The following is a 24,320-nucleotide window of genomic DNA, read 5'->3' as shown; positions in this document are numbered from 1 at the left end:
GGGAGCCCCTGATGTCCTCCAGACCCGCCAGCCATGCCTTGCGCCTGCCTTCCATTGACAGTTTGTTGCGTCATCCGGCGTGCCAGCCGCTGGCCGAGCGCTATGGGCGTGACGCGCTGTTGGCCAGCTTGCGGCAATTACTCGACGACCTGCGCGAGCCGGTGCTGTGTGGCCAACTCGGCGCTGTAGAAATCATCCCGCAAGTGTTGGCCGGCAGGGCGGGCGAGCGTCTGGCCGTCCAGCATCGCAGTCATGTGCGCCGTGTGTTCAACCTGACCGGCACCGTGCTGCACACTAATCTGGGGCGCGCGTTATTGCCCGAGGAAGCCATCGATGCGGTGCAAATGGCGGCCCGTTATCCACTCAATCTGGAATTCGACCTGCACAGCGGCAAGCGTGGCGACCGTGATGACTTGATTGAAGGCCTGATCCGCGAACTCACCGGCGCCGAAGCCGTGACCGTGGTCAACAACAACGCCGCCGCCGTGTTGCTGACGCTCAACAGCCTGGGCGCGCGCAAGGAAGGCATTATTTCCCGAGGGGAACTGATCGAGATCGGCGGCGCCTTCCGCATTCCCGACATCATGGCTCGCGCCGGGGTGAAGCTTCACGAAGTCGGCACCACCAACCGCACGCATGCCAAGGACTACGAAGACGCCATCGGCCCGCGCAGTGGCCTGGTCATGCGCGTACACGCGAGCAACTATGAGATTCAGGGGTTCACCACCCGTGTGCCAACCGCTGAGCTGGCGGCGCTGGCGCATCAGCACGGTTTGCCGTTGCTCGAAGACCTCGGCAGCGGCAGCCTGCTGGACCTCACGCGCTGGGGCTTGCCTGCCGAACCGACGGTACGTCAGGCGCTGCTCGACGGCGCGGACATCGTCACCTTCAGCGGCGACAAGTTGCTCGGTGGTCCGCAGGCCGGGTTGATTGTCGGCCGCAAGGACTTGATCGCACGGATCAAGAAGAACCCGCTCAAGCGCGCGCTGCGGGTCGACAAGCTGACCCTGGCCGCGCTTGAAGCGGTGCTGGGCTTGTATCGCAATCCGGATCGACTGGCCGAGCGGCTGCCGAGCCTGCGACTGCTCACACGCGCGCAAGCCGACATTCTCGCTCAAGCCGAACGCCTGCAACCGTCACTGGCGAAGGTGTTGGGCGAAGGCTGGAGCGTCGCCGCCGTCCCTGCGCTGGGCATGATCGGCAGCGGCAGCCAACCGGTGGCACGATTGCCCAGTGCGGCGCTGTGCCTGCGACCGCACACCTCCAAACGTCTGCGCGGGCGAGGATTACTGAGGCTGGAAGCAGGATTTCGGGCCTTGCCGATTCCGGTGCTCGGGCGCATCGATGACGACGCCTTGTGGCTGGACCTCCGGCAACTGGATGACGAAGCCGCATGGCTGGCGCAACTCGATCAATTGCAGACGCAGGGCGGCGAAGCATGATCGTCGGCACGGCGGGGCACATCGACCACGGCAAAACCGCCTTGCTCCAGGCATTGACCGGGCAGGCGGGGGATCGGCGCCGGGAAGAACGTGAACGCGGCATGACCATCGACCTCGGTTATCTCTATGCGGCGCTGGAGCCGGGTGCGGCCCTGACCGGTTTTATCGACGTGCCCGGTCATGAACGTTTCACCCACAACATGCTGGCGGGGGCGCAGGGCATTGACCTGGTGTTGCTGGTGGTGGCGGCTGATGACGGCGTCATGCCGCAAACCCGCGAGCACCTGGCCATTGTCCAATTGCTGGGAATTCCACGGGCGCTGGTCGCGATCACCAAATGCGACCGGGTTGATCCCGCCCGGGTGCACGCCGTGCACCAGCAAATAGAAGCCTTGCTGGCGCCGGGACCGTTTGCCGGCGCGCCGCAAGTGGCGCTGTCGAGTGTGACTGGCGAGGGTATCGAAACACTGCGGCAGGCGTTGCTTGATGCACAAAGAGCGGTCCTTCAGCGCAGCTCGAACGGGGGCTTTCGTCTGGCGATTGACCGCGCTTTCAGCGTGGCCGGTGCCGGTATCGTGGTGACCGGCACCGCGTTGTCAGGACAGGTGGCCGTGGGCGATACGCTGCTGCTCGGTCCGCAAGGAAAACCCGTGCGCGTGCGCGGTCTGCATGCGCAAAACCAACCCGCAGAAGGTGCGGTAGCCGGCCAGCGCGTTGCGTTGAACCTGAGTGCCGAGCGCCTGGCGCTTGAACAGATTCACCGGGGGCACTGGTTACTGGCTGACTGGCTGTACGCACCCACCCAGCGTCTGGATATCGAGATGCAGTTGCTGGCCAGCGAACCCCGAGCCTTCGAACACTTTCAATCCGTGCATGTTCATTTGGCAACTCAGGACGTCACGGGGCGGGTGGCGTTGCTGGAGGGTTCCAGCCTCGCGCCGGGTGAGCGGATGTTCGCGCAACTGCTGCTCAATGCACCTGTGCAGGCCGTGAAGGGCGATCCATTGATCCTGCGCGATCAGAGCGCCCAACGTACCCTTGGTGGTGGACGGGTACTTGACCCGTTCGCGCCGACCCGACAACGCCGAAGTGCCGAGCGATTGGCGCAGCTGCAGGCTTTGATCTCAACGGATACGCTGGAAGCCGCATTGCCCGCGCTGCTGGCCAGCAGCGACACGGGACTCGATGCGCAGCAGCTGGAGCGCCAGTTCAACCGTCTGCGCACAACGTGGGCGCTACCGCCTGACGTCCGCCTGATCGACACCCGCCAAGGTCAGTTGCTGTTCAGCGCGTCCCGTTGGGAAGCCATGAAAGCACCGTTGCTGGAACATCTCGCACGCTTTCATCAACTGGAACCGGATCAAATGGGCCCGGACCGCGATCGCCTGCGTCGATTCACCGGCACTGCACTGGCTCGCCCGACCTTTATCAGCCTGCTCGACGAATTGCTGGCCTGCGGCGCCATCGCGGCCAGCGGTCCATGGCTGCACTTGCCCGGTCATCAGGTGCGCTTGAGCGCTGAGGATGAAGCCCTGTGGCAACAATTGGAGCCGCTGTTCGAAGCGGCCGGTTTCAACCCGCCGTGGGTGCGCGAACTGGGTCATGATGAGGCGGCTGTGCGCTTGTTGTTGCGCAAAATGGCGAGGTTAGGACAGGTGCATCAAGTCGTGCGTGACCTGTTCTACACCGAAACAGTGATTCGCCGATTGGCGGCTATGCTGTTGCAACTGGCCGCCAAAAACCCGGTGATTCAGGTGTCGGCGTTTCGTGATTCGGTGGGGTTGGGGCGCAAGCGTAGTATTCAGATTCTCGAGTACTTCGACCGGATCGGCCTGACTCGACGCTTGGGTGATCAGCGTCATATCCGTTTTGACAATGCCTTGGCCCAGTCAAGCGGGTTCTGATTTCAAGGAAGGCAATCGCGCCCGGTGGCGCGGCCGGGCTTCAAACCCGGTTGGGGACGGCATCCGTTCCTGGGCAGGTTCGACTCCGGCTGTCTTCCGCCATTTACCGCTTTCGCGCGGGCGCTTTGTTTTGGGTGTATATCCGGTTTTTTGGTCGTGGCCGCTACTGGCGCTCCACTGTGCGAGCCTGCTCGCGAAGCTGTTGATCTTGCCATTGCCATTGCCATTGCCATTGCCATTGCCATTGCTCTGGCTTGTGATTTTGATCTGCTGCCCCTTTCCCAGAGGCCGAATGGAGGGGCTGCACGGTGTTACAGCAGTTAATTGCGGAGCGTAAAAAAACGCGATCCCTTTGGGGGGGCGCGTTTTTTTTGGGGTTGGGTTTGTTAACCGTTTCTACGGGGGCCATCAAACATTGCGCGACGCTTGAGGATGACATCGCTGGCCGGTGAACGCCTAGCGGGTCGAGGTACCTCGGCCAGATCCATCTATCTCTGATGCAGAAATATTCGCGAAGCGTCCTACACAATTCAAAGACGCTTCCTATTTACCAAAAATGACAACGATCCCAAGGTAACGCCCCTCGACCACTGCCACTCCTGCGGCTTTTCGTGCAATGCGAATGTCGCGGTGACAGGGACGCCAATCAGCAACTTCCAAGGATCATGGAAATGAATGCGTCATTCTCTTTTTCGTCAAGCGCCTGTCCTGAATATCTCGACTCAACCAAATTCAAACGTCCCGCCAACCTGATCCGGATCCTTGACAGGTTCCAAATCAATACGTTGGCGGTGGGCTGAGCCATGTCACGAGGAGGAGCCAATGGCCTTGGCCAGGGTCTGGACGGTGATCGGACCACCACCGACGCGGTGTGCATTTCCAGTTTGCCCCAAGCGCGACACGGAGGACGGGGAGTATTAAGACTCGGTGACAAGACCACCCTATGTAAAAAGTGCGGAAAAGAAGGCGTCATCGTTGAAAGCCTGCCCGCCATGAAATGGGATGGGATTCCAACCGTGCTGGACGGGGCGCGAGTCCACTGTGGCTGTCCACCCGGCACTAACCGATTGATCGCGCCTCTCCAGCGATTGTCGCGCACTGGCCAAACCGATCACAGCGAGGTTGTCGCTCAACCGGCACCGTCCGCAGGCTTTACTGATGGCCATGCCCCAGCGGGGACTCGGCCTGCCCGCCCGTTTTCGGACAACCTCGAAGAGGAGGAGGAAGAAGAGGAACTGGCCCCAGGCATTACCCTGCGTCTGGGGCTGTTTTTCGACGGTACCGGCAATAACCAGTCCAACAGCGAGGCGGCTGCCGGGTGCTATGCGGTGAGCCTGGGCATGCAGCCGCAGGTGGCCGAGGACATCCGCCAGCACTGCGCTGCGTTTGGGTATGACGGAAAGGGCGGGACGCCGGATAACAGTTATGGCAATGAGGTCACCAATGTGGCGCGGTTGCATGAGCTGTATCCGGATCAGGCTGAGGAACAGCTGCCTGCGGAAGTTGAGGAGGTCTACCTCAAGGCCTACCTTGAGGGCATTGGCACCCGTAGCAGTCGGGAAGATTCGATCTATAGCCAAGGTACCGGAACGGGTGACACCGGTGTGCTGGAACGAGTAAAGCAAGCACCGGTGCTGATTCTGGATAAGTTGCGTCGTTTGAGACGGGCCAATCCCCAAGTTGTGATCCGTCGTATCGACATCGACCTGTTCGGCTTCAGTCGGGGAGCCGCAGCCGCGCGGCATTGCGCTAATGATTTGCTCAAGGGTAAGGACAGTCTGCTAGCGCATGCCATTCCGGTTGGCACCCCAGGCCTGGCTCCAGATTTTGCTTGGCGCCGTGGCACAGACTTCATCCTCAATTTCATCGGCTTGTTCGACACCGTGGCCGGTATTGTTTCACCACTGGACGGTGACTTCACCCCCCACGACGCTAGCAACCCTGGGCTCAACCTACGTCTGGCGCCAGGCATCGCTCGCAAGGTAATTCATTTGGCGGCGGGCAATGAATATCGACACAACTTCTCCCTGAACCAAGCTGAACAAGAGATCGAACTGCCTGGCAGTCACTCGGATCTAGGCGGCGGTTACCTACCGCTGGCCATGGAAAAGCTTCTGTTGAGCAAGCCCGATAGCAGCCTTGAATACAGCCATCTAGCCAACGAACGCAGTGACGCCTATTGGCGCACTCGTCAGCGCTTCCAGCGTGAGTCGAGCCAGTGGTCGGCCTATGTGCCGCCCGAGGGATTGAGCATTGTCACCTGGTCGGTGGACACCCAGCGCCGCGTTCGCGACACCGCGGCGGAAAAGCGGGTGTACACCGCAATAGCCAGCCAGCGCCAAGTACGTGGGGAACTGTCGCTGGTGTACCTGCGCATCATGCGGGAATTGGCTGTACGCGCCGGGGTAGCGTTTGCCCATATCGACCCCGATGACCGCCGCACGGCGCTTCCTGTTGAACTCCAACCTATCGCCGCCAAGTTACGGGCATTTGCCTTAGGTGAGGCTTATACCTCTTTGACGGCCGAGGAATACTCGCTTTTACGCCGTAGCTATATCCATCTCTCGGCCAACTGGAATGCCGCCAAAGGTTGGAATAACAGTGATCTGGATGTGGTGTTTATCAACCGTCCGGCTGCGAATAACCAGCGTGCGGAACACCCCAATGAATAGGCTCGGAAAACTGTCACTACTTGTGCTGACTTTATTCCTGGCAGGTTGCACCTATAGCTCCAACCGGTTGCCCTACGATGCCTGGTACCTGGGGTTTTTCGCTCGGAACTATATGGAAGTGTGGATCGAAACCGCTGATGCGGTGGACATCCACGACCGCGTGTTCCGCCGTGCCATGAGTGGTGTTGCCGCGATCAATACGCCGAAGAACCTCAAAGGTAATCCACGAGGGTGGCCTGATGTCCCGGCGGCAGGTGCAGGCAAGCATGTTCTGGGAGCCGGCCTGCCCCGGCTGATCTATGTACGCTGGCAGTCGTTGGTGGAGCCGCAGACCTACGAAGCCTATATCCCGATCTCCGAGGCCACCCGTCAGGCGATGATCAAAGGAGAGAGGGTTTACTGCGATTTCGACGGCAAATGGATCACGGACTACCGCTATATGCTCACGATTGGCCTGGCGCCGGGCGGCGTGACCAAGACCTGGATAGGTGGTCCTTGCTTGCTGCCTATTGAGGTGGCACGAACTGTAGGCACCGTTGTGAAGGAAGGCCCCTATGACGGCACGTCCGGCGGCCGGCATAGACCACTGTCCGAAACGTCCAAAGCTTATGTCGAGAAGTACGGGGTGCCTTATGGTTCCTGGTAACCGGGCGACGGCGCGGATGTGGTGTTCATCAATCGCTCGGCTGAAGGCGGCCAGCGAGCTGAACATCCCGATGAATAAGCTTAGAGCGTTGTCACTATGCAGCTTGGTTTTATCTCTGGCAGGCTGCGCCAATGGTTCCAACCGGTTGCACTCCGATGTCTGGCACCTGAAGCATTTCGCTCGAAACTATAGGTAGCAGCAGTAATTTGGGGGTGTAAAAAATCGCTATGTCTTTGTGGGGTAGCGGTTTTTTTTGCTTGGCATTTGACGGGCAAGCAGGCCCAAGTGCGAGCCCGCTCGTGAAGAACGATAACGCGATCTAGCGGCATAAACCTGTAGCAAGGGCGCTTGCGTTCGACAAAAGAAACGCGTGTGCCGGGTGTGGGCTGCCGAGCAGCCCGGCGGGAGCAAGCGCTCTCGCCGCAGGCTCCAGCGGTTACTCCGGCGGTTCAATGTTATCCAGCGCCCGATTCACTGCCAGTTCGGCGAGCATGATGATTTGCTGGATTCCCAACAACATATGGCGCTGCGGCCCGTCCACAAACACTGACAGATCGCTGGCGATTACGTTGGCAGAGGCCAGTGATTCACAGGCGCTTGCCAGCAGGCTTTCGGTGTCGATGTCAGGAGCGATGATGAATATGGTGGAGGGATTATGCGGGCATGAGTTTTTGAAAAGGGAGGGTTCGAAAGGCAGATCGGAAGCGGGATCGGCTGGATCGCGTTGGAGGGTTGATTCGGGGGGATTGGGTGTTGGTTTGGGCATGGTGAAACTCCTTGATCAATGGAGCCGCCACGCATTGCTGCTAAACAAAGAGGTGGCGGCTGTACGCGGGTTAGCAGACCAGGGATCAAGGAACCCGGCGCACCGAAGTGCCCCACGCACAGCCACCATAAACGCAGACCTACCCGCGCAACATTCGCGAGGAAGGATCAGGAGGTGACACTGGCGTGCCTTGATATTGTCCGAGCTGCTAAACCCGATCACTGAATGGACAGTGATGTGCAGACAGTAGAGACCAAGGCCAAGGCATGCAAGCCGGCGGATTCTGGCGTAGTTGTAGGCAAAGGCGCAAGGCGGTGTAGTTGTGGATTGGTCCTACAGACGAAGGCTCGCTTCCGATCGATCCCTCGCTCCGCATTCCGATTGCGGAGCGAGGGATCGATCGGGTTGAAAGATGTTTAGTCGGCTGTAAGCCGTCTTCGCGAGCAGGCTCGCTCCCCCATTAGAGCCACGTATACCCGCCAAACCACAAGGCCGAGCGTTAGCCCCGCCTCGCGCTTTTGATCTTTGTTTTGATCTGATGTCAAGGCTGACTCTTGGGAAAAATCAGAATCTCCAACTTCCCGCGTACGAACCGCTGCCCGTCCACCGGCAATAATTCAACCTCTTCAATTTCCTGGACACTGTTGACCCGCATGACCACACCCACCGCGCCTTTTTTACGGGCCTCGGTCATCCATTGCTGGACGTTTTCCTTGGTAATGATCCGCGGAGCCATGGCCGGATCTTCCAGGCCATATTTCAGCTCCCCGACAGTATTGAAAAGGAAGATCTCCGGCCGTTTCACCCGCCAGGACAGCGCAGACGCGGCACCGAGATCGTTGCTGAGCAATGAGCTGGTATTGTTCAACGCCTCCAGATGCTCGGCAATAAACTGATCCGGCATCTTGCTCTCGACGATCTGTGCAGGCATGGCCGCCGGCAACAACGCGACCAGCATCCCGATGCCGATGGCCGGAGCAGCCCAGAACCGTAGTGGACGCAAGACTTGCAGGGCGTTGGTGATAATCCAGCTGACCAAAACGATATACAGCAGCGACAAGGCGAACGTGTCGGTGTTTTCGTAGATCTCTTTGGTGGCTTGTAAAAAGATCAGGGCGATCAGGGCAACGGTGGCCAGGGTTGTGTTGACCACGCCATTGATGCGAATCGCTCGCTCGTGCTGTTGATTCAGCAGATCCATTACGGCGTGCCCCATCAGCAAGGCCAGCGGAAACAGGCACGGCATGATGTAAGTCGGCAGTTTGCCGCTGCTCATGCTGAAGAACGCCAACGGCAGCAGCACTCCCATCAGCAGAAATGCAATTTCAGGCTGGCGTTTTTGCTTCCAGGCCTTGATGAAGGTTACCGGCAGCAACGCCGCCCACGGCAAGCTCGACGCGATCAGCAACGGCAGGTAAAACCACCACGGCCGCGCGTGTTGCGCATTTTCGGCGGCGAAACGGCGAATGTGTTCATTCCAGAAGAAAAAGTTCCAGAAGTCCGGTTCTTGATGGTGAATGGCAAGTGCCCACGGCAAGCAGACCAGCGTCGCAACCAGCACCGTCAACATCCCGTAACGCACCAGTTCGAAAAAGCGGCGTTGCCAGAGCATGTAGGGCAGGGCGACCAATACCGGCAATAACCCGGCGAGAAAGCCTTTGGTCATGAACCCCATGCCACAGGAAAAGCCCAACAGCGCCCATGCGGCTGTTTTGCTGCGAGATGATTGACCCTCGATGGCAAACCACAACGCAACCAGGCTCAGGTTGGCCCATAACGTGAATTGCGGGTCCAGGTTGGCATAGCCCGCCTGACCGGCAATCAATCCGAAACTCATGTAGAACAACGCACAAACCGCACTTTTGCGCGGATCGTTCCAGATACGAGCGGCCAACAGGTACGCCAGCCAGACACTCAGCCCGGTGCTCACCGCCGATGCAATTCGTACACCGAACAGATTGTCGCCAAACACGGCCTGACCGATAGCGATCATCCAGTACCCGGCGATGGGCTTCTCGAAGTAGCGAATACCCATGAAGTGCGGTGCGATCCAGTCGCCGGTCAGGCGCATTTCCTGGCTGATCTGGCCATAGCGGGTTTCGTCAGGAATCCACAGACCATGGAACATCAGCGGCAGCAGATAGAAAGCGACAAAGGCCAACAGCAGGCCCGGCACGAGCCAGCGGTCGATGAGTGACGGTGTTTGAGACGCAGGACGGGATAAATCATCCGCAGGGTTACGCAACGGCTTATGTGACGTCATTGTAGGGCCTTGGTGCAAGAGAAATTGCTCTAGATTACTTGATTTTGCTTTCGCTGTTTAACAGGGTAGGCCATCCGTCGGTATTCACAATACCCAGAACTTGAAGTTCTCCCGTGGCATCAATACTGACGAATAACGAACTTGCATACTGACTCTTCTGCGCATACCGAAAACCGGTCTCGACTTCGAAGTCCTTGATGCAGCCGCTGTGGGTGACGAGCAGCAGATTGCGATGGGCTTGTTTGTGCGCCAGCACTTCGTTGCGCAGGCCGTGGCCACACTTGGCGAGCCACTCCTGGGCAACCGCGTCGTGGCCGAACATATAGCGCGAGGTTTGTGCCGTGCGCGTGATCGGGCTGCTCAACACGTCAGTCTGTTCCATGCCCATTTGCTCAAAGCCGCGACCCAGCGCTGTCGCCGCTTCGCTGCCGGCACGGGTAATGCCATCGGCGGGCCCCAGACACGGGTTGCTGGAACGGTCGCAACGCTCGGCATGCCGAACAAGCACCACGACTTCACCGGCGTGCCAGCGCTGCATCAATTGAGCGATATCCTTGGGGCTTGAATGTCCCAGATTAGTTGGTGATCTCTGCAGCCAGACATAATCTGTTACTAAAATAATGATCGCCAGAGTAGCGATAACAAACACCAATTTTTTTAATCGGGAGTTCATGTCTTGATCTGAAGTAGTGAGCGTGCGGGCAAATTAAGATCAGAAAGGTAGCGAAGGGGTGAAACGAATGTGAAAAAATTGCTAAGAAAGTACAAAGCGCCTATTTAGTTGGCTTTTGATAATCCTTAACCCTTACAGACGGCAGTAGTGTGTTCAACGGTGACACGATCCACCGTTGAACAGAGGATGGATTGATCAGGACGACGGACAACCTCTTTGTGTTCCGGCGGTTGCCTGGCTGATCAATGCGGCCAGACGTTTGACATTGTTCTGCTGAGCCGCCACCAGGTCATTGATCGAAGGTCCTGAAGGCGTCTGCAACGTGTTACGGCACGTCACCAGCATGCCGTCGCCTTCACCGGCGTTGCGCAGACGCCATTTGACGTCGATCAACCCGTATTGGCCGGGAATCGAATCAAAGCGCTGCACCTCCACCCGCACCGACACTTTCTGTTGCGGATGACGGTTGACCATCTGGTCGGTCAGGGCGCTGCGCAATTCATCGACCAGACTGGCGCTCCACCACTGAGTGTCAAGGATTGCGATGCCTGTATTGCTCTGTCGAACCACAATCTGCGTACGATCGACCTGAGGCGGAACCGTAAGGCTTTCGATCTGGATATCCGAAGTGGTCCTTGAGCCGTCGCTCGATAGAGACGGGGTCAACGTATGGAACTGAATCGGATCGCTGCGGCAAGCGGCGAGCAACGACAACGCTGCGACCAATATAATCTTCAGCGGAAAAGCCATGGGTGATGCTCCTGTGGTCATTTGCTCGGTGGTCCTTGCATATCCATTGGCGCGGCATTGTCCGGACGGCCGCGAATCAGCGATTCCGGATGCCGTCCCATGTAATCCGCGAGGTTACGCAAAGAGCGCGAGGTGCGTCCGAGCTCTTCCAGGGTCTGGGACAACTGTTCGCGTTGCGGCGAGCCTTCGGTCAGCGTCGAGTTGGCCGATTGCAGGGTCTTGCTCACGTCCGCCAGGGTGGTATGCACGCCCGGCAGGGTCTTGGCGTTGAATTGCGCCAGGCCTTTGCGCAGTTCAACGAGATTGCTATCAAGATTGCTGGCAATCCGCTCGATGGGCAGTTGGTTGATTTTGCTGAGCATGGCTTCGAGTTTTTCCTGCAATTGTTCCAGGCTGCCGGGTACGGTCGGAATGCTGACCGGGCGTGCGGTTGGATCGAACGCGACTTTTTCGGCTTTAGGGTAAAAATCGAGAGAGATATAGAGTTGGCCGGTCAACAGATTGCCGCTACGAGCCTGGGCCCGCAGACCGTTTTCAATGAACGAGCCAATTAACACTACGCCAGCGGCTTCGTCATTGGGATCATGATTCAATGCCTTGAGCATTTGGGTGTGGGCTGTGCCGAGTCGTTGTGGGTAAAGGACAATGCCGACAATGACCGGGAAAATGCGTTTTTTCGCGTCGAATTCCAGATTGACCGAGACGACTTTGCCAATCTCCATGCCGAGGAATTCCACCGGAGCACCGACCTTGAGCCCGCGCAGGGCCTGGTCGAAGCGCAGTGTCAGGTACTGTCCCTTACCATTGGGCGGGGCGAGGGCGGATTGCTGGTCGTCGAACAGTTCATAGGCATATTCCGCCGCGGCCGGCTTATCGTCGGGGCTGTATTCCGGTGCGCGAAACGCGATGCCGCCGACCAGCAGCGAGGACAACGATTCAGTCTTCAGCGCAAAGCCGTTGGCACCGACGCTCACATCGATGCCACTGGCGTTCCAGAAGCGGGTATTTTCAGTGACGTAGGCGTCATTGGGCGCGTGGACAAACACTTCGACGTTCACCCCCTTGCCATCCGGGTTCAGGGCATAGGCGACCACTTGACCGACCGGAATCTTGCGGTAGTAAACCGGGGAGCCGATGTCCAGCGAGCCAAGGTCCTGGGTGAACAGCGTGAAGCGCTTGCCCGGCTCACCGTAGGTGATCGGGGGCGGGTTTTCCAGGCCTGTGAATGTTTTCGCACGAGCATTGCCCTGGCCGATATCGGCGCCAATGTAGTCACCGGAGAGCAGGGTATCGATGCCCGACACGCCGCCTGCACCGATGCGTGGACGCACGACCCAGAACTGCGAGTCTTGTCGGGTAAAACCTTCCGCCTGCTTGGCCAATTTGATCGTGGCATTGACGCTCTTCTGGTCACCGCTCAACTCCACGTCCGAGACTTGACCGATCACTACGTTGCGATACTTCACTTCAGTTTTATTGGCGGTCAGGCCGGCACCGGTTTTGAAGTTGACTGTGATCGTCGGGCCCTCCTGCAAGATGCTGTGAACCACCAGGGAAATGCCGACCAAAACGGCAACGATGGGCACGATCCATACCAACGAAATGCTGAAACGACGGGTCTTGATTGGGGCCTGGCCGGGTGGCTGTGGCCCATCAGTGGCTTGCGACTTCATCCATGGACTCCTCGTTTAGTGGTCTTTGCGGCTCTTGGTGCGGTGCTTTATCAGGCCCTTTATCCCGCTCTCTATCCCGCTCTCTATCCCAAATCAGGCGCGGATCGAAACTCATCGCCGACAGCATGGTGAACACGACCACCAGGCCAAAAAACAGAATGCCCTGGCGTGGCTCGATATCCGCCAGGGCCTGAAACTTCACCAGCGAGGCCACCAGGGCCACCACAATGACGTCGAGCATTGACCAATAACCAATGACCTCGACGAAACGGTACAACTTCGACCGTTCCTTGCATGCCCACAGACTGTCGCGTTGCACCGTGACCAGCAACAGCGTCAGGGCGACGAACTTGATGCCTGGCACCGCGATGCTGGCGATGAAAATGATCAGGGCAATGTCCCAGGCACCTGCTTCCCAGAACTCCAGCACGCCGCTCATGATCGTGCTGTCGGCGCCATGGCCGACCATCTTGGTGTTCATCACCGGCAACAGATTGGCCGGGATGTAAAACACCAGGGCGGTGAACAGGAAGGCCCAGGTCCGGGTCAGCGAATTGGTTTTGCGCCGATGCAGCGGTGCGCCGCAGCGCTCGCATTCGTGAGGTTCAAGGGTCATGTCACAGGCCAGGCCGCAGCTGTGGCACAAGCACAGGTTGAGTTCGCTGGCGACCGGAGGCGTTGTCATAGGATGTCCCACAGGTCACGGATATCGTGCCCGGCGATGCGGATCATCATCAGGCTGAGAATGGCCAGGGCAAACAGGCCGATGCCGGGTAGCACATCCAGCAATCCTGCGAGTTTGATCACCGCGACCATCGCCCCCAGCAAACAGACTTCCAGCATGCTCCAGGGCCTGAGGGTTTCGAGCCAGCGCATGCAGAATTTGAAACCGGGACAGCGCCGGGAGGCGAGGGCGAAACTCAGGACCCAGATCAGCAGCAAGAGCTGGAAAATCGGCGCGATGATCATCGCGATCGCCGCCACCATCGCGATAAAAGTGATCGGCCCCAGACTCAGGGCCAGCACCGAGTCCCACAGCGTGGCGCTGTTCTTCAGGCCTTTGAGGCTGATGCTCATGACCGGATAGAAATTGGCGAAAATCCACACCATTAACGCCGTGAAGGTCAATGCCAGGCGCTGTTCCACGGTCAGGCCGTTATAGCGCTGAAGCACGCCGCCGCAGCGCGTACACAGGGTTTTCTGATGTTTGGCGAGCGTGACTTTTTCGTATACGCAGTCACAGTGTTCGCAGATGATCAGTGAGTCAGTCTTCGCCATTGGCCGCGCTCAATAGGAGGCATAAAAGTCAGAGCACCCCCTCAATATAGAAGTGACTTGCGATTGAGCAAATTAAAAAGGCAGATCAACAGGACAGGAAGGGCGAATGATCCCCCTTGTAGGAGCGAGCTTGCTCGCGAAGGACGTTAACGATAACGCGTTCGTCCTGAATGAACGCGTTGCGTTGAAGTCCTTCGCGAGCAAGCTCGCTCCTACATTCTGCGGGTCAACATATAAGGAGTTGCCGCAGGGGCAATGGTGTTTGGCCGTTAGCCGAGCAGTTCGCGCAGGCGATACCAGAACATGCCCAGGGCCAGCAGGGGAGAACGCAACATCGGTCCGCCGGGAAAGGTCATGTGCGGCACCGCGCCGAAGACATCGAAACCTTGGCTGTGGCCGTTATGGATGACCTCGGCCAACAGTTTTGCGCACCAATGGGTCACGTTCAGCCCATGTCCGGAGTAACCCTGGGCGTAGAAGACATTTGGATGTTGGCTCAAGCGCCCAACTTGTGGGAAGCGATTGGCGGAGATGCCAATCTTGCCGCCCCATTGATAGTCGATGCGCACCTGCGCCAATTGTGGAAAGACTTTGAGCATTTGCGGGCGCATGTAGGCCGTGATGTCCGCCGGATCGCGCCCGGAATAGTGGCAGGCACCGCCGAACAGCAAGCGTCGGTCTGCCGAGAGACGGTAGTAATCCAGGCCGACCTTCTGGTCGCAGAGTGCCAGGTTTTGCGGGATCAGTCGGCTGGCCACGTCCTCCGTCAAAGGCTCGGTGGCAATGATGTAGCTGCCCGCCGGGAGCACTTTGCCGCTCAATTTCGGTTCGAGCTTGTCCAGATGTGCGTTGCAGGCCAGCACCAGACTACCGGCGCGCACCGTGCCGCCGGCACAGCGAATCTGCACGGTACTGCCATGGATCAGTTCCAGTACCGGGCTTTGCTCGAAGATCTGCACGCCAAGGGATTGCGCCAACCGCGCTTCACCCAGGACCAGGTTCAGTGGGTGCAAATGACCGGAGCCCATGTCGATCAGGCCGCCGGCATAGACGCCGCAATCCACCACCTGCTGGCGGATCTGCCCGGGGCCGACGAGTCGGGTTTCATGGGCATAACCCGACTCACCGAGGTTTTCGTGCTCAGCCTTGAGCGCCGTGAACTGCGCAGATGTATTGGCCAGTTCGCAAAAGCCCCATCGCAGGTCGCAATCGATCTGGTGTTCGTGGACGCGATTGGCCACAACTTGCACCGACTCGATGCCGGCGCGCTCCAGATATCGCACGCCGTCCTGACCGACATGGCGGGCGAAACCTGCGACGTCATGGCCAATGCCTCGGATCAACTGCCCGCCGTTGCGCCCGCTGGCGCCCCAGCCAACGCGTCGCGCTTCCAGGACAATCACCGAAAGCCCGCGTTGCGCCAGTTCGATCGCCGTGTTGATGCCGGTAAACCCTGCGCCGATCACGCACACATCGGCGAACAGATCCTCGGCCAGCGTGGGGTAAGGGGCCAGGCTTTTGGCCGTCGCCGCGTAATAGGAATGTGCATGTTCGTTATTCATTTGTTGGACTTCACTTTGCTCCATGAACGGGTCATCAAACGCATGATCGCCTGAGGCGGGGTGGTCGAAATGTAGAGCTTGTCGAGGACTGCCTGCGACGGATAAACCTCGGGATTGCTCACCAACTCAGGGTCCATGTATTGCTTGGCCGCCGGGTTCGGGTTGGCGTAACCGACCGAGGCGCTGACCTTGGCAATCACTTGCGGGTCCAGCAGGTAGTTGACGAAAGCATGCGCTTGTTTCGGGTTGGCGGCGTCAGAGGGAATGGCCAGCAGGTCAAACCACAAGTTACTGCCTTCCTTGGGAATCGCGTAGGCAATGTTCACGCCGTTCTTCGCTTCCTTGGCCCGATTGGCGGCCTGGAACACGTCTCCGGAGTAACCGAAGGCCACGCAAATGTCGCCGTTCGCCAGGTCGGACACGTATTTCGAGGAGTGGAAGTAGGTGATGTAAGGACGGATGCTCAGCAGCTTGGCCTCGGCTTTTTTGTAGTCCTCGGGGTTTTCGCTACGCGGGTCCATGCCCATGTAGTTGAGAATCGCCGGGTACACCTCATCGGCCGAATCCATCATCGATACGCCGCACTGGCTGAGTTTCTTGATGTTTTCCGGTTCGAACAGGACGGCCCAGGAATCGATGTGGTCGATGCCCAGCACCTGCTTGACCTTATCGACGTTGTAGCCGATGCCGTTGGTGCCCCACAGATAAGGAACGGAGTGTTCGTTACCCGCGTCGTTTTTTTCCAACAACGCCAGCAGCTTGGGGTCGAGGTTTTTGAAGTTGGGCAGCTGCGAACGATCCAGTTTGAGGAACGCACCGGCCTTCACCTGGCGAGCGAGGAAGTGGTTCGACGGCACCACCACGTCATACCCGGTGCGGCCAGCGAGCAGTTTGCCTTCCAGGGTTTCGTTGGAGTCGAAGACGTCGTAGATCACCTTGATTCCGGTTTTTGCCTGGAAATCGACGAGGGTGGTCTCGCCAATGTAATCGGTCCAGTTGTAGACGCTGACCGTCGGCTGAGCGTGTGCAACGGCGCTGAACAACATCGCCAGCGCGACCGGGACCACGGATTTCAATAGACGCATTTCGACACCTCTTTGAATTATTGGATTTTCAGGCGTTTCTTTGGTGTTCTGGAGCCTGCCTTCGCGAGCAGGCTCGCTCCCACATTTGGAATGTGGTCCCCTGTGGGAGCGAGCCTGCTCGCGAAGAGGCCTCTACGGGCAGCTAAGGGGCTAGACACTCAGCAGCAGGAACTCGCGCTCCCAGGAACTGATGACGCGCTTGAAATTTTCGTGTTCGGCGCGTTTGACCGCGACGTAACCGCGGACGAATTTGCTGCCCAGATAACGCCCGATGGTTTCGCATTCTTCCATCTGCGTCAGCGCGTCCTCGATGGTGATTGGCAATCGCAGGTTGCGGCGCTCATAAGCGCGGCCCTGTACCGCAGCGCTCGGCTCGATGCGCTCGACCATGCCGAGGTAGCCGCACAACAGGCTTGCGGCGATGGCCAGGTACGGGTTGGCATCGGCACCCGGCAAGCGGTTTTCGACGCGCATCGCGTCCGGACTGGAGGTCGGTACGCGCAGGCCGACGGTGCGGTTTTCTTCGCCCCATTCGACGTTCACCGGTGCCGAGGTGTCCGGCAAGAAACGGCGGAACGAGTTGACGTTGGGTGCAAACATCGGCAGCACTTTGGGGATGTATTTTTGCAGGCCGCCAATGTGGTGCAGGAACAACTCGCTCATCTGTCCGTCGCCATCGGCAAAGATCGGCTGACCGGTAGCGATGTCGATCACGCTCTGGTGGATATGCATCGCGCTGCCAGGCTCATCACCAATCGGCTTGGCCATGAAGGTGGCGGTCACGTTATGTTTGAGCGCCGCTTCGCGCAAGGTGCGCTTGAACACGGTGATCTGGTCCGCCAGGTCCAGCGCGTCGCCGTGACGGAAGTTGATTTCCATCTGCGCCGGGCCGTCTTCGTGGATCAGCGTGTCGAGGTCCAGGCCCTGGAGCTCGCACCAGTCGTAGACGTCTTCGAACAGCGGGTCGAATTCGTTGGCCGCATCGATTGAAAACGACTGACGACCACTTTCCGCGCGGCCTGAACGTCCCAGCGGTGCCTTGAGCGGCAAGTCCGGGTCTTCACAACGCTGGGTCAGGTAAAACTCCATTTCCGGCGCGACAATCGGCCGCCAGCCTTTGTCGGTGTACAGCTGCAAGACTTTCTTGAGCACGTTACGTGGCGACAGCTCGATGGGATTGCCGAACTTGTCGAACGTGTCGTGGATCACAATTGCTGTCGGCTCGATGGCCCATGGGATCACGTAAACCGCATCAGAGACGGGCTTGCAGACCATGTCGATATCGGCCGGGTCGAGCAGATCGTAGTAGATGTCGTCGTCGACAAAGTCCCCGGTTACCGTTTGCAACAGCACACTTTCCGGCAGGCGCATGCCTCGCTCATGCAGGAACTTGTTGGTAGGTGCGATTTTGCCGCGTGCAATGCCGGTCAGGTCGCTGACGACGCACTCGACTTCGGTAATCTTGTGATCTTTCAGCCACGTGAGCAGCTGATCGAAAGGGACATTCATAAAGACCTCGTTATTGGTTTTATTTAACGCCAGGGAAGACGGTTTCATCCGCCGGATACTTCCCCTATGGCGCGTTGACGACTATCTTGGGCGAGCCTTGCAGATCCATCTATCCACTTTCAGCAGCACCAAAACGCACCAAACGAGTGCGTAAGGTCTCCCAATGTCAACGTGCAATGCCTTACACGTCCAAGCCTTCAACACCGCCGATGTCGCCGAGCAAATCCGCGCTACACCCGGTTGGGTGCAGCAGTACCAACAGATGTCACCGGGGCATTTCGCCGGGTTGGTACGCTATCTGGACCTGCAAGGCGTGGAGATCTACGAAGAGCACATGAACACCCGGGTCGAGCAAAACTTCAGTGCGCCCGAAGGCTCGCTGGCGTTCTGTTTTGATCGCAGCGACAACGCGCTGTACCTGCTCAATGGCGAAAGCCGCAACATCTGGATCACCCCGGAGAACTACCAGGAAATCGCCGTGGTGTTCGGTCCGGCGTTCGTTCAGCGTCACGGATTGAATGTCGCCAGGCTCGAAGGGTTGTTCATGGCACCGCTTAATTCAGGGCAAAACGCGCTGTTCAGTCGTTGGCTGAGCGGGACCTTGACCCGACTGGCGCAGACGCTCGATCCGCCGAGCAAGGAAGCGCTGACTCAGCAGCTGCTGGAGGACTGCCTGTACCTCCTCGACAATGCCTGCATCTGTCTTGATCGCAGCGGCTTGCAGCGCCGGACCGAAGAACGCGCGGTGATGAAACGTATTGGTGAGTGGGCGGCGGATGCTCCGGAAGACACCTTGAATCTGCTGGAGCTTTCGCAGATCGCCGGGGTTTCGTTGCGTCAGTTGCAGCATGCATTCAAGGCTTACACCGGGATGACTCCGACGCACTGGCTGCGTTTGCGCCGCCTCAACAGTGCGCGTCGCGAGCTACTTAGCCGTACGCCGATGGACACTACGGTGGCTGAGGTCGCGATGCGCTGGTCGTTTTGGCATTTGGGGCGGTTTTCCAGCAGTTATCGGGCATTGTTCAACGAACTTCCCAGTGAAACGCTGAAGCGGTAGCGGGGGGGATCAACGTTGGTAGAGGCGCCGATGGAGGCACTCACAAGTTGACGGACAGGCTCAGGGCGTGAGGGGGCGGTGCGTCAAGATCAAAAGCTGAAGGCGAGCTAACGCTCGGCCTGATGAGTGGTGAGGATCAAAAGCGGTACGCCGATCCAATATCCACTGTAGGAGCAAGCTTGCTCGCGATGGTCGCTAACCATAACGCGTGGTAGCTAACTAAATGCGGCGCTCTCAAGTTCATCGCGAGCTCGCTCCTGCAGTTTTTTCTGATCATTACTGTTGAGTGAGTCCTGCCATGTTCAAATTTTCTGCCCACGAGTATCCCTACGCTTCACAGCGCCAAAGTGTTTTCGCAAAACGCGGCATGGTCGCCGCCTCCCAGCCTCTGGCCGCCGAAGCCGGCATCGAAATCATGCGGCGCGGCGGCAATGCGATAGACGCCGCGATTGCCACGGCCGCGGCGCTGACGGTGGTTGAACCGACCGGTTGCGGTATCGGTGGAGATGCCTTTGCGCTGGTCTGGACGAACAATAAATTGCATGGCTTGAACGCCAACGGCTCGGCCCCACAAGCCCTGAGTATCGACGCGGTGAAAGCGGCCGGGCATGAAAAAATGCCCTTGCACGGGTGGACGCCCGTGACCGTTCCGGGTTGCCCGTCAGCCTGGGCTGAATTATCCAAACGCTTCGGCCGTCTGCCGTTTGCGGAGCTGTTACAGCCGGCGATCAGTCTGGCGCGCGACGGGTTTCCGGTGTCGCCAGTGGTTGCCCTGCAATGGCAAACAGCGCTGGAGGGCTTTACCCCGGATCGCGACGAAGTGCTCGATAGCTGGTTCGACACCTTTCTGATCGATGGCCGGGCACCCCGAGCCGGCGAGATGTTTCGCAACCCTGCCCAGGCGCGAACCCTGGAGGAACTGGCGGCCACAGGCTGCGAAAGCCTTTATCGTGGCGCACTGGCGCAGCGGCTGGATGCGCATTCGCGGGCCACGGGCGGTTATCTGCGCGTCAGTGATTTGCACACCTTTCGCGCGCAGTGGGTCGACCCGATCAAGGTCAACTATCGCGGCGTAGACGTTTGGGAGATCCCGCCCAGCGGGCAAGGCCTCGTGGTGTTGATGACGCTGAAGATTCTCGAAGGCTTCGACTTCGATCATCGCGATAGCCAGCAAACCTGGCACCGTCAGCTTGAGGCCATGAAACTGGCTTACAGCGACGGCCTGCACTACATCACAGACCCCGAGCACATGCGGGTGGCGGTGGAAGATTTACTCAGCGATCAGTACGCCGCTCTCCGTCGCGGGCAAATCGGCGAACAGGCTGTGGCGCCTCGGCCGGGCGACCCTCACGCCAGCGGCACCGTGTACCTGGCCACCGCCGATGCCGAAGGCAACATGGTCTCGTTCATCCAGAGCAACTACCACGGCTTCGGCTCCGGCGTGGTGCTGCCCGACAGCGGCATCGCCCTGCAAAACCGTGGCGAAGAGTTCAGCCTCGATCCCAAACATTCGAACTGCCTGGCGCCCGGCAAGAAGACCTTCCATACCATCATCCCGGGCTTTCTCAGCAAGGACGGCGTGGCGATGGGGCCGTTCGGTGTCATGGGTGGCTACATGCAACCCCAGGGGCATGTGCAGATGGTCATGAACCTGGTGGATTTCGGCCTCAACCCGCAAGCGGCGCTGGATGCACCTCGCTGGCAATGGTTGGGAGGATTGAGGGTCGGAATCGAGCAGGGCGCTTCGCGAGATATGGCAGCGGCCTTGGCGCGGCGCGGGCATCAAGTGGAAGTGGCGTGCGACCTGACCAGTTACGGGCGCGGGCAGATCATCTTGCGCGACCCCGATACTGGTGTGTTATGCGGCGGAACCGAGCCACGCACGGACTCGCATATCGCTGTGTGTTAACGGGGCAGTGGCGAGGGTATCGCGCCCTCGCCACTCGCCACTCGGCACTACGCGGGCGTGGCCGGTTTGGCCAATTCGATGCCGGCCGCACTCAAGCGCTTGAGAATTTCAAACAACAGGTCACTTTTCGTAATACCGACGATTCTCGGGCTGCTGACGTATCCCGTGATCGTCAACGTGATGCCTTCGGGCGAGAGTTTGCTGAATCGAACATAAGGGGCCGGTTTATCAAGGATGGTTTCGTTCTCGTTATACGTGTCGCACAACAGGCTTTGTACTTGCTCGGGGTCAATATCCAGCGGGAACATCAGTTCGAGTGTCGCTACACCTTGCGCACTGCCGCCCAGGGTCACGTTACGCAAGTTTTGCGAGATCAATTGTGAGTTTGGAACAATGACTATCGAACGGTCGCTGAGTTGAATTTCAGTGGCCCTGACATTGATTCGCCGGATGTCACCTTCAACCCCGCTGATACTGATCATGTCGCCAACCTTGACCGGGCGTTCCGTCAGGAGAATCAGGCCGGAAACGAAGTTTTTGACGATTTCCTGCAAGCCAAAACCAATACCGACGGACAGGGCGCTGACGATCCAGGCCAGGTTGGTCCATTCCACGCCCAGTGACGACAGCGCCAGCAGAACGGCCAGGACATAGCCAATATTGGCGAACAGCGTGCTGAGGGACGCGCACATGCCGGGGTCCATATCGGTCTTGGGCAGTAACTCGTTATCCAGCCACCGGCGTAATGAGCGAATCAGATAGATACCGATTAGCAGGGCCAGCAATGCATTAAATACGTGGCCCGGGATGATATTGAATTTGCGCAAGCCATCACCACCGAGGATGGCGAACACCTGGGAGACCAGCTGCCCGAGCGTCGTTCCTACGCCACCCACAAACAGTGAAATGAAGGCGAGCAGTAACAACGAGGCGCGACCCGCTCCGGACAAAATGATCGACACTTGCTCAAGACGCACATCACCAATCCCGAGCGATTGTTTAAACGCTTTTCCGCTGGGACTCTTGGGGGAGAACAGGTACTCACAGCTGTCTTTCAACAACTGCATCAGCAGGTAAAATCCGGACAGGATGGTAAAGCCCCATACCAGTTCGTAGGTGATGAATCTGGCCAGGGAAACGTAGCCGATCAGCAGGGCGAACAGCGAAATAAAAACCGCAATGTTGGAGAAGGAATAAATCACGCCGGCGAGGGTGGTACTCGATTCGGGGGCTTCACCACTGGCTGCCATGGCCCTTCGCACGTTGCTGGCACGCCGGAATAACGTACCGAGAATCAGCGAGACAATGAGCGCGATCACACCGCGACCAAAAAGCACAACTGGGGTACTCATGCCGGTGACATTGGTAATTTGCACCAGCCCCACCAGAATCAGAAGTGTGCCGGCCAATAGTCTGGGAAAGGGTTCTATCGCCAGGGCGACGGAGTCGGAGATAGCCGGTAGCCGCCAGGAGGGATGTTTGGTCGAGAGCATCGCCCGGCTTAAACCGGTGATCAGGACACAGGTATAAATAAGTTTTTCGAATTCATCGGCAAAGTTCTGCATCATCGTCGACAACGGAAGTTGTCGAGTCAGTGCATAAAACAGCACCTGCATCGCGCAGGCGGTGGTCAATATCGTCGCCACCACTGACGCCAGTGCAAGCGTACTTCGACGCAAACGCCCTTCGGGCATTCGATGTATGCACAGCCAGGTCAGCCCGCGCTCCGCGAGGCGGCGGCCCCAGGTCCAAATGAGCAGCGCCAGAACCATCAGTGTGACGGAAAACAGGCGCTGGCCGGGCTGCCAGGCTATTTTTATCGAGTTATTGGCCTGCTCGATGAAGTCACGCAGTCGCTGACGGTCCTCCGTTAGCGGGTTAAACATCGGTGCCCAAAACTCCGGCCCCAGAATGCTGCCGCTACGAAGCGTTATTTCGGACTCCAGAAGGCTGCGTCGAATCGTAGCAATCTGAACCATGAGGTCGGCGCCACTTTGTCTAAGCGCTGCCAAGGCTTTCAAGTTGGCATCGACGGCCCTCTTTTGTTCGGAAAAAAAAACTCTTTGCGCTGCGATATCCGACTTTTCTGGCGTGAGATCGCCAGCGGCGACAGGGCCTAATACATCAAGTTGAGCCTGTAATTGCTTCTGTTCAGGCAGCAGCGATGACTGCAGGCGGTCCACATCATTGATAAACGATTGAACGGAATCTTGCAGACCCACCATCTGGGAGAGGGTATTTGCCAACGAAACCTGCTGTTTGATTCGGTCAAGCCGAATTTGAAGTTCTTGCAGATCACTGGGTGACACTTCAACAGACGAAGTCCCTGAGGTGGAGGTTAAAGGCGCTGCGATGTCGGCAGCCGACACCTCACTGATGCTCGCACCCCCCAGTGTAATCATGAAAATCAGGATTAATTTCAATGCAGGACACATCGGCATGCTCCAGCGACTTTAGCCACTGAGGTTAGGCCATGGCGGGTGCTGGCGCGAAAAATAATGAGTTTCAGGCCTGCCAACACCAGCAGTTGTATTCGGCCGATCATCAACAAATGGGTGAGGTGCAGTGATCTACAATCTTTCAGGGTGAGAACCACGCTCATCCGGAGATCATCATGAAAAAGTTAACGTCTATCAGCCTGTTCGTCGCAATGTCGGTATTGAGTGTCCAGGGATGGGCCGAAACAGTGGTGCCGATGAAAGGCCAGAGTTCACAACAAACCCAGGCTGACATCACCGATTGCCACAACATCGCGGCCAGTCAGAGTGCCTCGACGACGGCATCGTCTCCTTCCGGTGGAAGGCTGAAGGGGGCCGCTGTGGGCGCCGCCGCCGGTGCGGCGGGGGCTGAGGTGCGCGGACGTCAACATGACGAGGCTTATGATCGCGTCGATGCTGACACCCAGCAGGAGTACCGTCAGAATCAGGCCAAAGGCACCGCAGCGGCGGGTGCGGTGGTCGGTGGCTCCCGCCAGCGTCAAGACCGCCGGGCGCAGCAGAAAACCAGTGCCGCGACCAGCTCGACAGCCTATAGCAGTTGCCTGCAAGGGAAGGGGTATCAGGTAAATCCCTGAACCTTTCCCGGACAACTCGGACTTGTAGGAGCGAGGCGTGGCCGCGGAGACGTGC

General features: G+C 58.5%; 18 protein-coding genes and 1 tRNA gene. 8 read left to right on the top strand and 11 right to left on the bottom strand.

Going from position 1 to position 24,320, the window contains the following annotated elements; all coding sequences use genetic code 11:
- Positions 1 to 11 precede the first annotated feature (11 nt).
- From selA to ACM6IR_RS05900, 5 genes are all read left to right on the top strand, one after another.
- Complete coding sequence (gene selA / locus ACM6IR_RS05920; protein WP_414906832.1) at positions 12 to 1,442, top strand: L-seryl-tRNA(Sec) selenium transferase; 1,431 nt, start codon at positions 12 to 14, stop codon at positions 1,440 to 1,442.
- A complete protein-coding gene (gene selB, locus ACM6IR_RS05915; protein WP_414906831.1) occupies positions 1,439 to 3,346 on the top strand; it encodes a selenocysteine-specific translation elongation factor in 1,908 nt (635 codons plus the stop codon). The genes selA and selB overlap by 4 nt, the downstream gene beginning before the upstream one ends.
- Before the next feature lie 6 nt (positions 3,347 to 3,352).
- Positions 3,353 to 3,448: transfer RNA gene (locus ACM6IR_RS05910), tRNA-Sec, on the top strand.
- 701 nt (positions 3,449 to 4,149) lie between these two features.
- Complete coding sequence (locus tag ACM6IR_RS05905; protein ID WP_414906830.1) at positions 4,150 to 6,018, top strand: PAAR domain-containing protein; 1,869 nt, start codon at positions 4,150 to 4,152, stop codon at positions 6,016 to 6,018.
- Positions 6,011 to 6,664, top strand: coding sequence for a DUF2931 family protein (locus ACM6IR_RS05900; protein WP_414906829.1), 654 nt, complete (start codon positions 6,011 to 6,013; stop codon positions 6,662 to 6,664). Before ACM6IR_RS05905 ends, ACM6IR_RS05900 begins: the two co-directional genes overlap by 8 nt.
- 436 nt (positions 6,665 to 7,100) lie before the next feature.
- On the opposite strand, the gene ACM6IR_RS05895 is transcribed toward ACM6IR_RS05900, so the two are convergent.
- The 10 genes from ACM6IR_RS05895 to ACM6IR_RS05850 form a co-directional block, all read right to left on the bottom strand.
- Positions 7,101 to 7,430, bottom strand: coding sequence for a DUF6124 family protein (locus ACM6IR_RS05895; RefSeq protein ID WP_414906828.1), 330 nt, complete (start codon positions 7,428 to 7,430; stop codon positions 7,101 to 7,103).
- Positions 7,431 to 7,971: 541 nt separating this feature from the next.
- The gene (arnT, locus tag ACM6IR_RS05890; protein ID WP_414906827.1) at positions 7,972 to 9,693 is read right to left on the bottom strand and encodes a lipid IV(A) 4-amino-4-deoxy-L-arabinosyltransferase; all 1,722 of its coding nucleotides are present in this window, start codon (positions 9,691 to 9,693) and stop codon (positions 7,972 to 7,974) included.
- Between the two features lie 34 nt (positions 9,694 to 9,727).
- Positions 9,728 to 10,231 carry a histidine phosphatase family protein gene (locus ACM6IR_RS05885; RefSeq protein ID WP_414906826.1) on the bottom strand — a complete coding sequence of 168 codons (504 nt, stop codon included), beginning with the start codon at positions 10,229 to 10,231 and terminating at the stop codon, positions 9,728 to 9,730.
- Between the two features lie 330 nt (positions 10,232 to 10,561).
- A complete protein-coding gene (locus ACM6IR_RS05880) occupies positions 10,562 to 11,116 on the bottom strand; it encodes a membrane integrity-associated transporter subunit PqiC (protein WP_414906825.1) in 555 nt (184 codons plus the stop codon).
- 17 nt (positions 11,117 to 11,133) lie between these two features.
- Complete coding sequence (locus ACM6IR_RS05875; RefSeq protein ID WP_414906824.1) at positions 11,134 to 12,789, bottom strand: intermembrane transport protein PqiB; 1,656 nt, start codon at positions 12,787 to 12,789, stop codon at positions 11,134 to 11,136.
- The gene (locus tag ACM6IR_RS05870) at positions 12,770 to 13,474 is read right to left on the bottom strand and encodes a paraquat-inducible protein A (protein ID WP_414906823.1); all 705 of its coding nucleotides are present in this window, start codon (positions 13,472 to 13,474) and stop codon (positions 12,770 to 12,772) included. The genes ACM6IR_RS05875 and ACM6IR_RS05870 overlap by 20 nt, the downstream gene beginning before the upstream one ends.
- Positions 13,471 to 14,067 carry a paraquat-inducible protein A gene (locus ACM6IR_RS05865; RefSeq protein ID WP_414906822.1) on the bottom strand — a complete coding sequence of 199 codons (597 nt, stop codon included), beginning with the start codon at positions 14,065 to 14,067 and terminating at the stop codon, positions 13,471 to 13,473. The genes ACM6IR_RS05870 and ACM6IR_RS05865 overlap by 4 nt, the downstream gene beginning before the upstream one ends.
- A gap of 269 nt (positions 14,068 to 14,336) precedes the next feature.
- Positions 14,337 to 15,629, bottom strand: coding sequence for an NAD(P)/FAD-dependent oxidoreductase (locus tag ACM6IR_RS05860; RefSeq protein WP_414906821.1), 1,293 nt, complete (start codon positions 15,627 to 15,629; stop codon positions 14,337 to 14,339).
- Positions 15,626 to 16,714 carry a polyamine ABC transporter substrate-binding protein gene (locus ACM6IR_RS05855; protein ID WP_414906820.1) on the bottom strand — a complete coding sequence of 363 codons (1,089 nt, stop codon included), beginning with the start codon at positions 16,712 to 16,714 and terminating at the stop codon, positions 15,626 to 15,628. Before ACM6IR_RS05855 ends, ACM6IR_RS05860 begins: the two co-directional genes overlap by 4 nt.
- 150 nt (positions 16,715 to 16,864) lie before the next feature.
- Positions 16,865 to 18,223 (bottom strand): glutamine synthetase family protein, encoded by a 1,359-nt coding sequence (locus tag ACM6IR_RS05850; RefSeq protein ID WP_414906819.1) that lies wholly within the window; start codon positions 18,221 to 18,223, stop codon positions 16,865 to 16,867.
- A 163-nt stretch (positions 18,224 to 18,386) separates the two neighbouring features.
- On the opposite strand from ACM6IR_RS05850, the gene ACM6IR_RS05845 reads away from it, so the two are divergent.
- On the top strand, positions 18,387 to 19,283 hold the full coding sequence (locus ACM6IR_RS05845) for a helix-turn-helix domain-containing protein (RefSeq protein ID WP_414906818.1): 897 nt from the start codon (positions 18,387 to 18,389) through the stop codon (positions 19,281 to 19,283).
- A gap of 298 nt (positions 19,284 to 19,581) precedes the next feature.
- Entirely contained in the window at positions 19,582 to 21,192 is a 1,611-nt protein-coding gene (locus tag ACM6IR_RS05840; protein ID WP_414906817.1) for a gamma-glutamyltransferase family protein, read from the top strand.
- Between the two features lie 47 nt (positions 21,193 to 21,239).
- Here ACM6IR_RS05840 and ACM6IR_RS05835 read toward each other — a convergent pair whose 3' ends face one another.
- Entirely contained in the window at positions 21,240 to 23,627 is a 2,388-nt protein-coding gene (locus ACM6IR_RS05835; protein ID WP_414906816.1) for a DUF3772 domain-containing protein, read from the bottom strand.
- A gap of 179 nt (positions 23,628 to 23,806) precedes the next feature.
- Here ACM6IR_RS05835 and ACM6IR_RS05830 point away from each other — a divergent pair, with 179 nt between their 5' ends.
- Positions 23,807 to 24,265, top strand: a complete 459-nt coding sequence (locus tag ACM6IR_RS05830) for a hypothetical protein (RefSeq protein ID WP_414906815.1) — start codon at positions 23,807 to 23,809, stop codon at positions 24,263 to 24,265.
- Positions 24,266 to 24,320 lie beyond the last annotated feature (55 nt).

Origin of the sequence: Pseudomonas sp. IT-P253 (genome assembly GCF_949768125.1) — a bacterium.
Lineage (GTDB): Bacteria > Pseudomonadota > Gammaproteobacteria > Pseudomonadales > Pseudomonadaceae > Aquipseudomonas.
The sequence above is the reverse complement of the archived record's forward strand: the minus strand, read 5'-3'. Positions and strand labels throughout refer to the sequence as shown.

Bases quoted from the DNA above. Each gene is read 5' to 3' on its own strand.
- selA (WP_414906832.1), top strand. From the start codon at position 12: ATGTCCTCCAGACCCGCCAGCCATGCCTTGCGCCTGCCTTCCATTGAC.
- selB (WP_414906831.1), top strand. From the start codon at position 1,439: ATGATCGTCGGCACGGCGGGGCACATCGACCACGGCAAAACCGCCTTG.
- ACM6IR_RS05905 (WP_414906830.1), top strand. From the start codon at position 4,150: ATGTCACGAGGAGGAGCCAATGGCCTTGGCCAGGGTCTGGACGGTGAT.
- ACM6IR_RS05900 (WP_414906829.1), top strand. From the start codon at position 6,011: ATGAATAGGCTCGGAAAACTGTCACTACTTGTGCTGACTTTATTCCTG.
- ACM6IR_RS05895 (WP_414906828.1), bottom strand. From the start codon at position 7,430: ATGCCCAAACCAACACCCAATCCCCCCGAATCAACCCTCCAACGCGAT.
- arnT (WP_414906827.1), bottom strand. From the start codon at position 9,693: ATGACGTCACATAAGCCGTTGCGTAACCCTGCGGATGATTTATCCCGT.
- ACM6IR_RS05885 (WP_414906826.1), bottom strand. From the start codon at position 10,231: ATGCAGCGCTGGCACGCCGGTGAAGTCGTGGTGCTTGTTCGGCATGCC.
- ACM6IR_RS05880 (WP_414906825.1), bottom strand. From the start codon at position 11,116: ATGGCTTTTCCGCTGAAGATTATATTGGTCGCAGCGTTGTCGTTGCTC.
- ACM6IR_RS05875 (WP_414906824.1), bottom strand. From the start codon at position 12,789: ATGAAGTCGCAAGCCACTGATGGGCCACAGCCACCCGGCCAGGCCCCA.
- ACM6IR_RS05870 (WP_414906823.1), bottom strand. From the start codon at position 13,474: ATGACAACGCCTCCGGTCGCCAGCGAACTCAACCTGTGCTTGTGCCAC.
- ACM6IR_RS05865 (WP_414906822.1), bottom strand. From the start codon at position 14,067: ATGGCGAAGACTGACTCACTGATCATCTGCGAACACTGTGACTGCGTA.
- ACM6IR_RS05860 (WP_414906821.1), bottom strand. From the start codon at position 15,629: ATGAATAACGAACATGCACATTCCTATTACGCGGCGACGGCCAAAAGC.
- ACM6IR_RS05855 (WP_414906820.1), bottom strand. From the start codon at position 16,714: ATGCGTCTATTGAAATCCGTGGTCCCGGTCGCGCTGGCGATGTTGTTC.
- ACM6IR_RS05850 (WP_414906819.1), bottom strand. From the start codon at position 18,223: ATGAATGTCCCTTTCGATCAGCTGCTCACGTGGCTGAAAGATCACAAG.
- ACM6IR_RS05845 (WP_414906818.1), top strand. From the start codon at position 18,387: ATGTCAACGTGCAATGCCTTACACGTCCAAGCCTTCAACACCGCCGAT.
- ACM6IR_RS05840 (WP_414906817.1), top strand. From the start codon at position 19,582: ATGTTCAAATTTTCTGCCCACGAGTATCCCTACGCTTCACAGCGCCAA.
- ACM6IR_RS05835 (WP_414906816.1), bottom strand. From the start codon at position 23,627: ATGTGTCCTGCATTGAAATTAATCCTGATTTTCATGATTACACTGGGG.
- ACM6IR_RS05830 (WP_414906815.1), top strand. From the start codon at position 23,807: ATGAAAAAGTTAACGTCTATCAGCCTGTTCGTCGCAATGTCGGTATTG.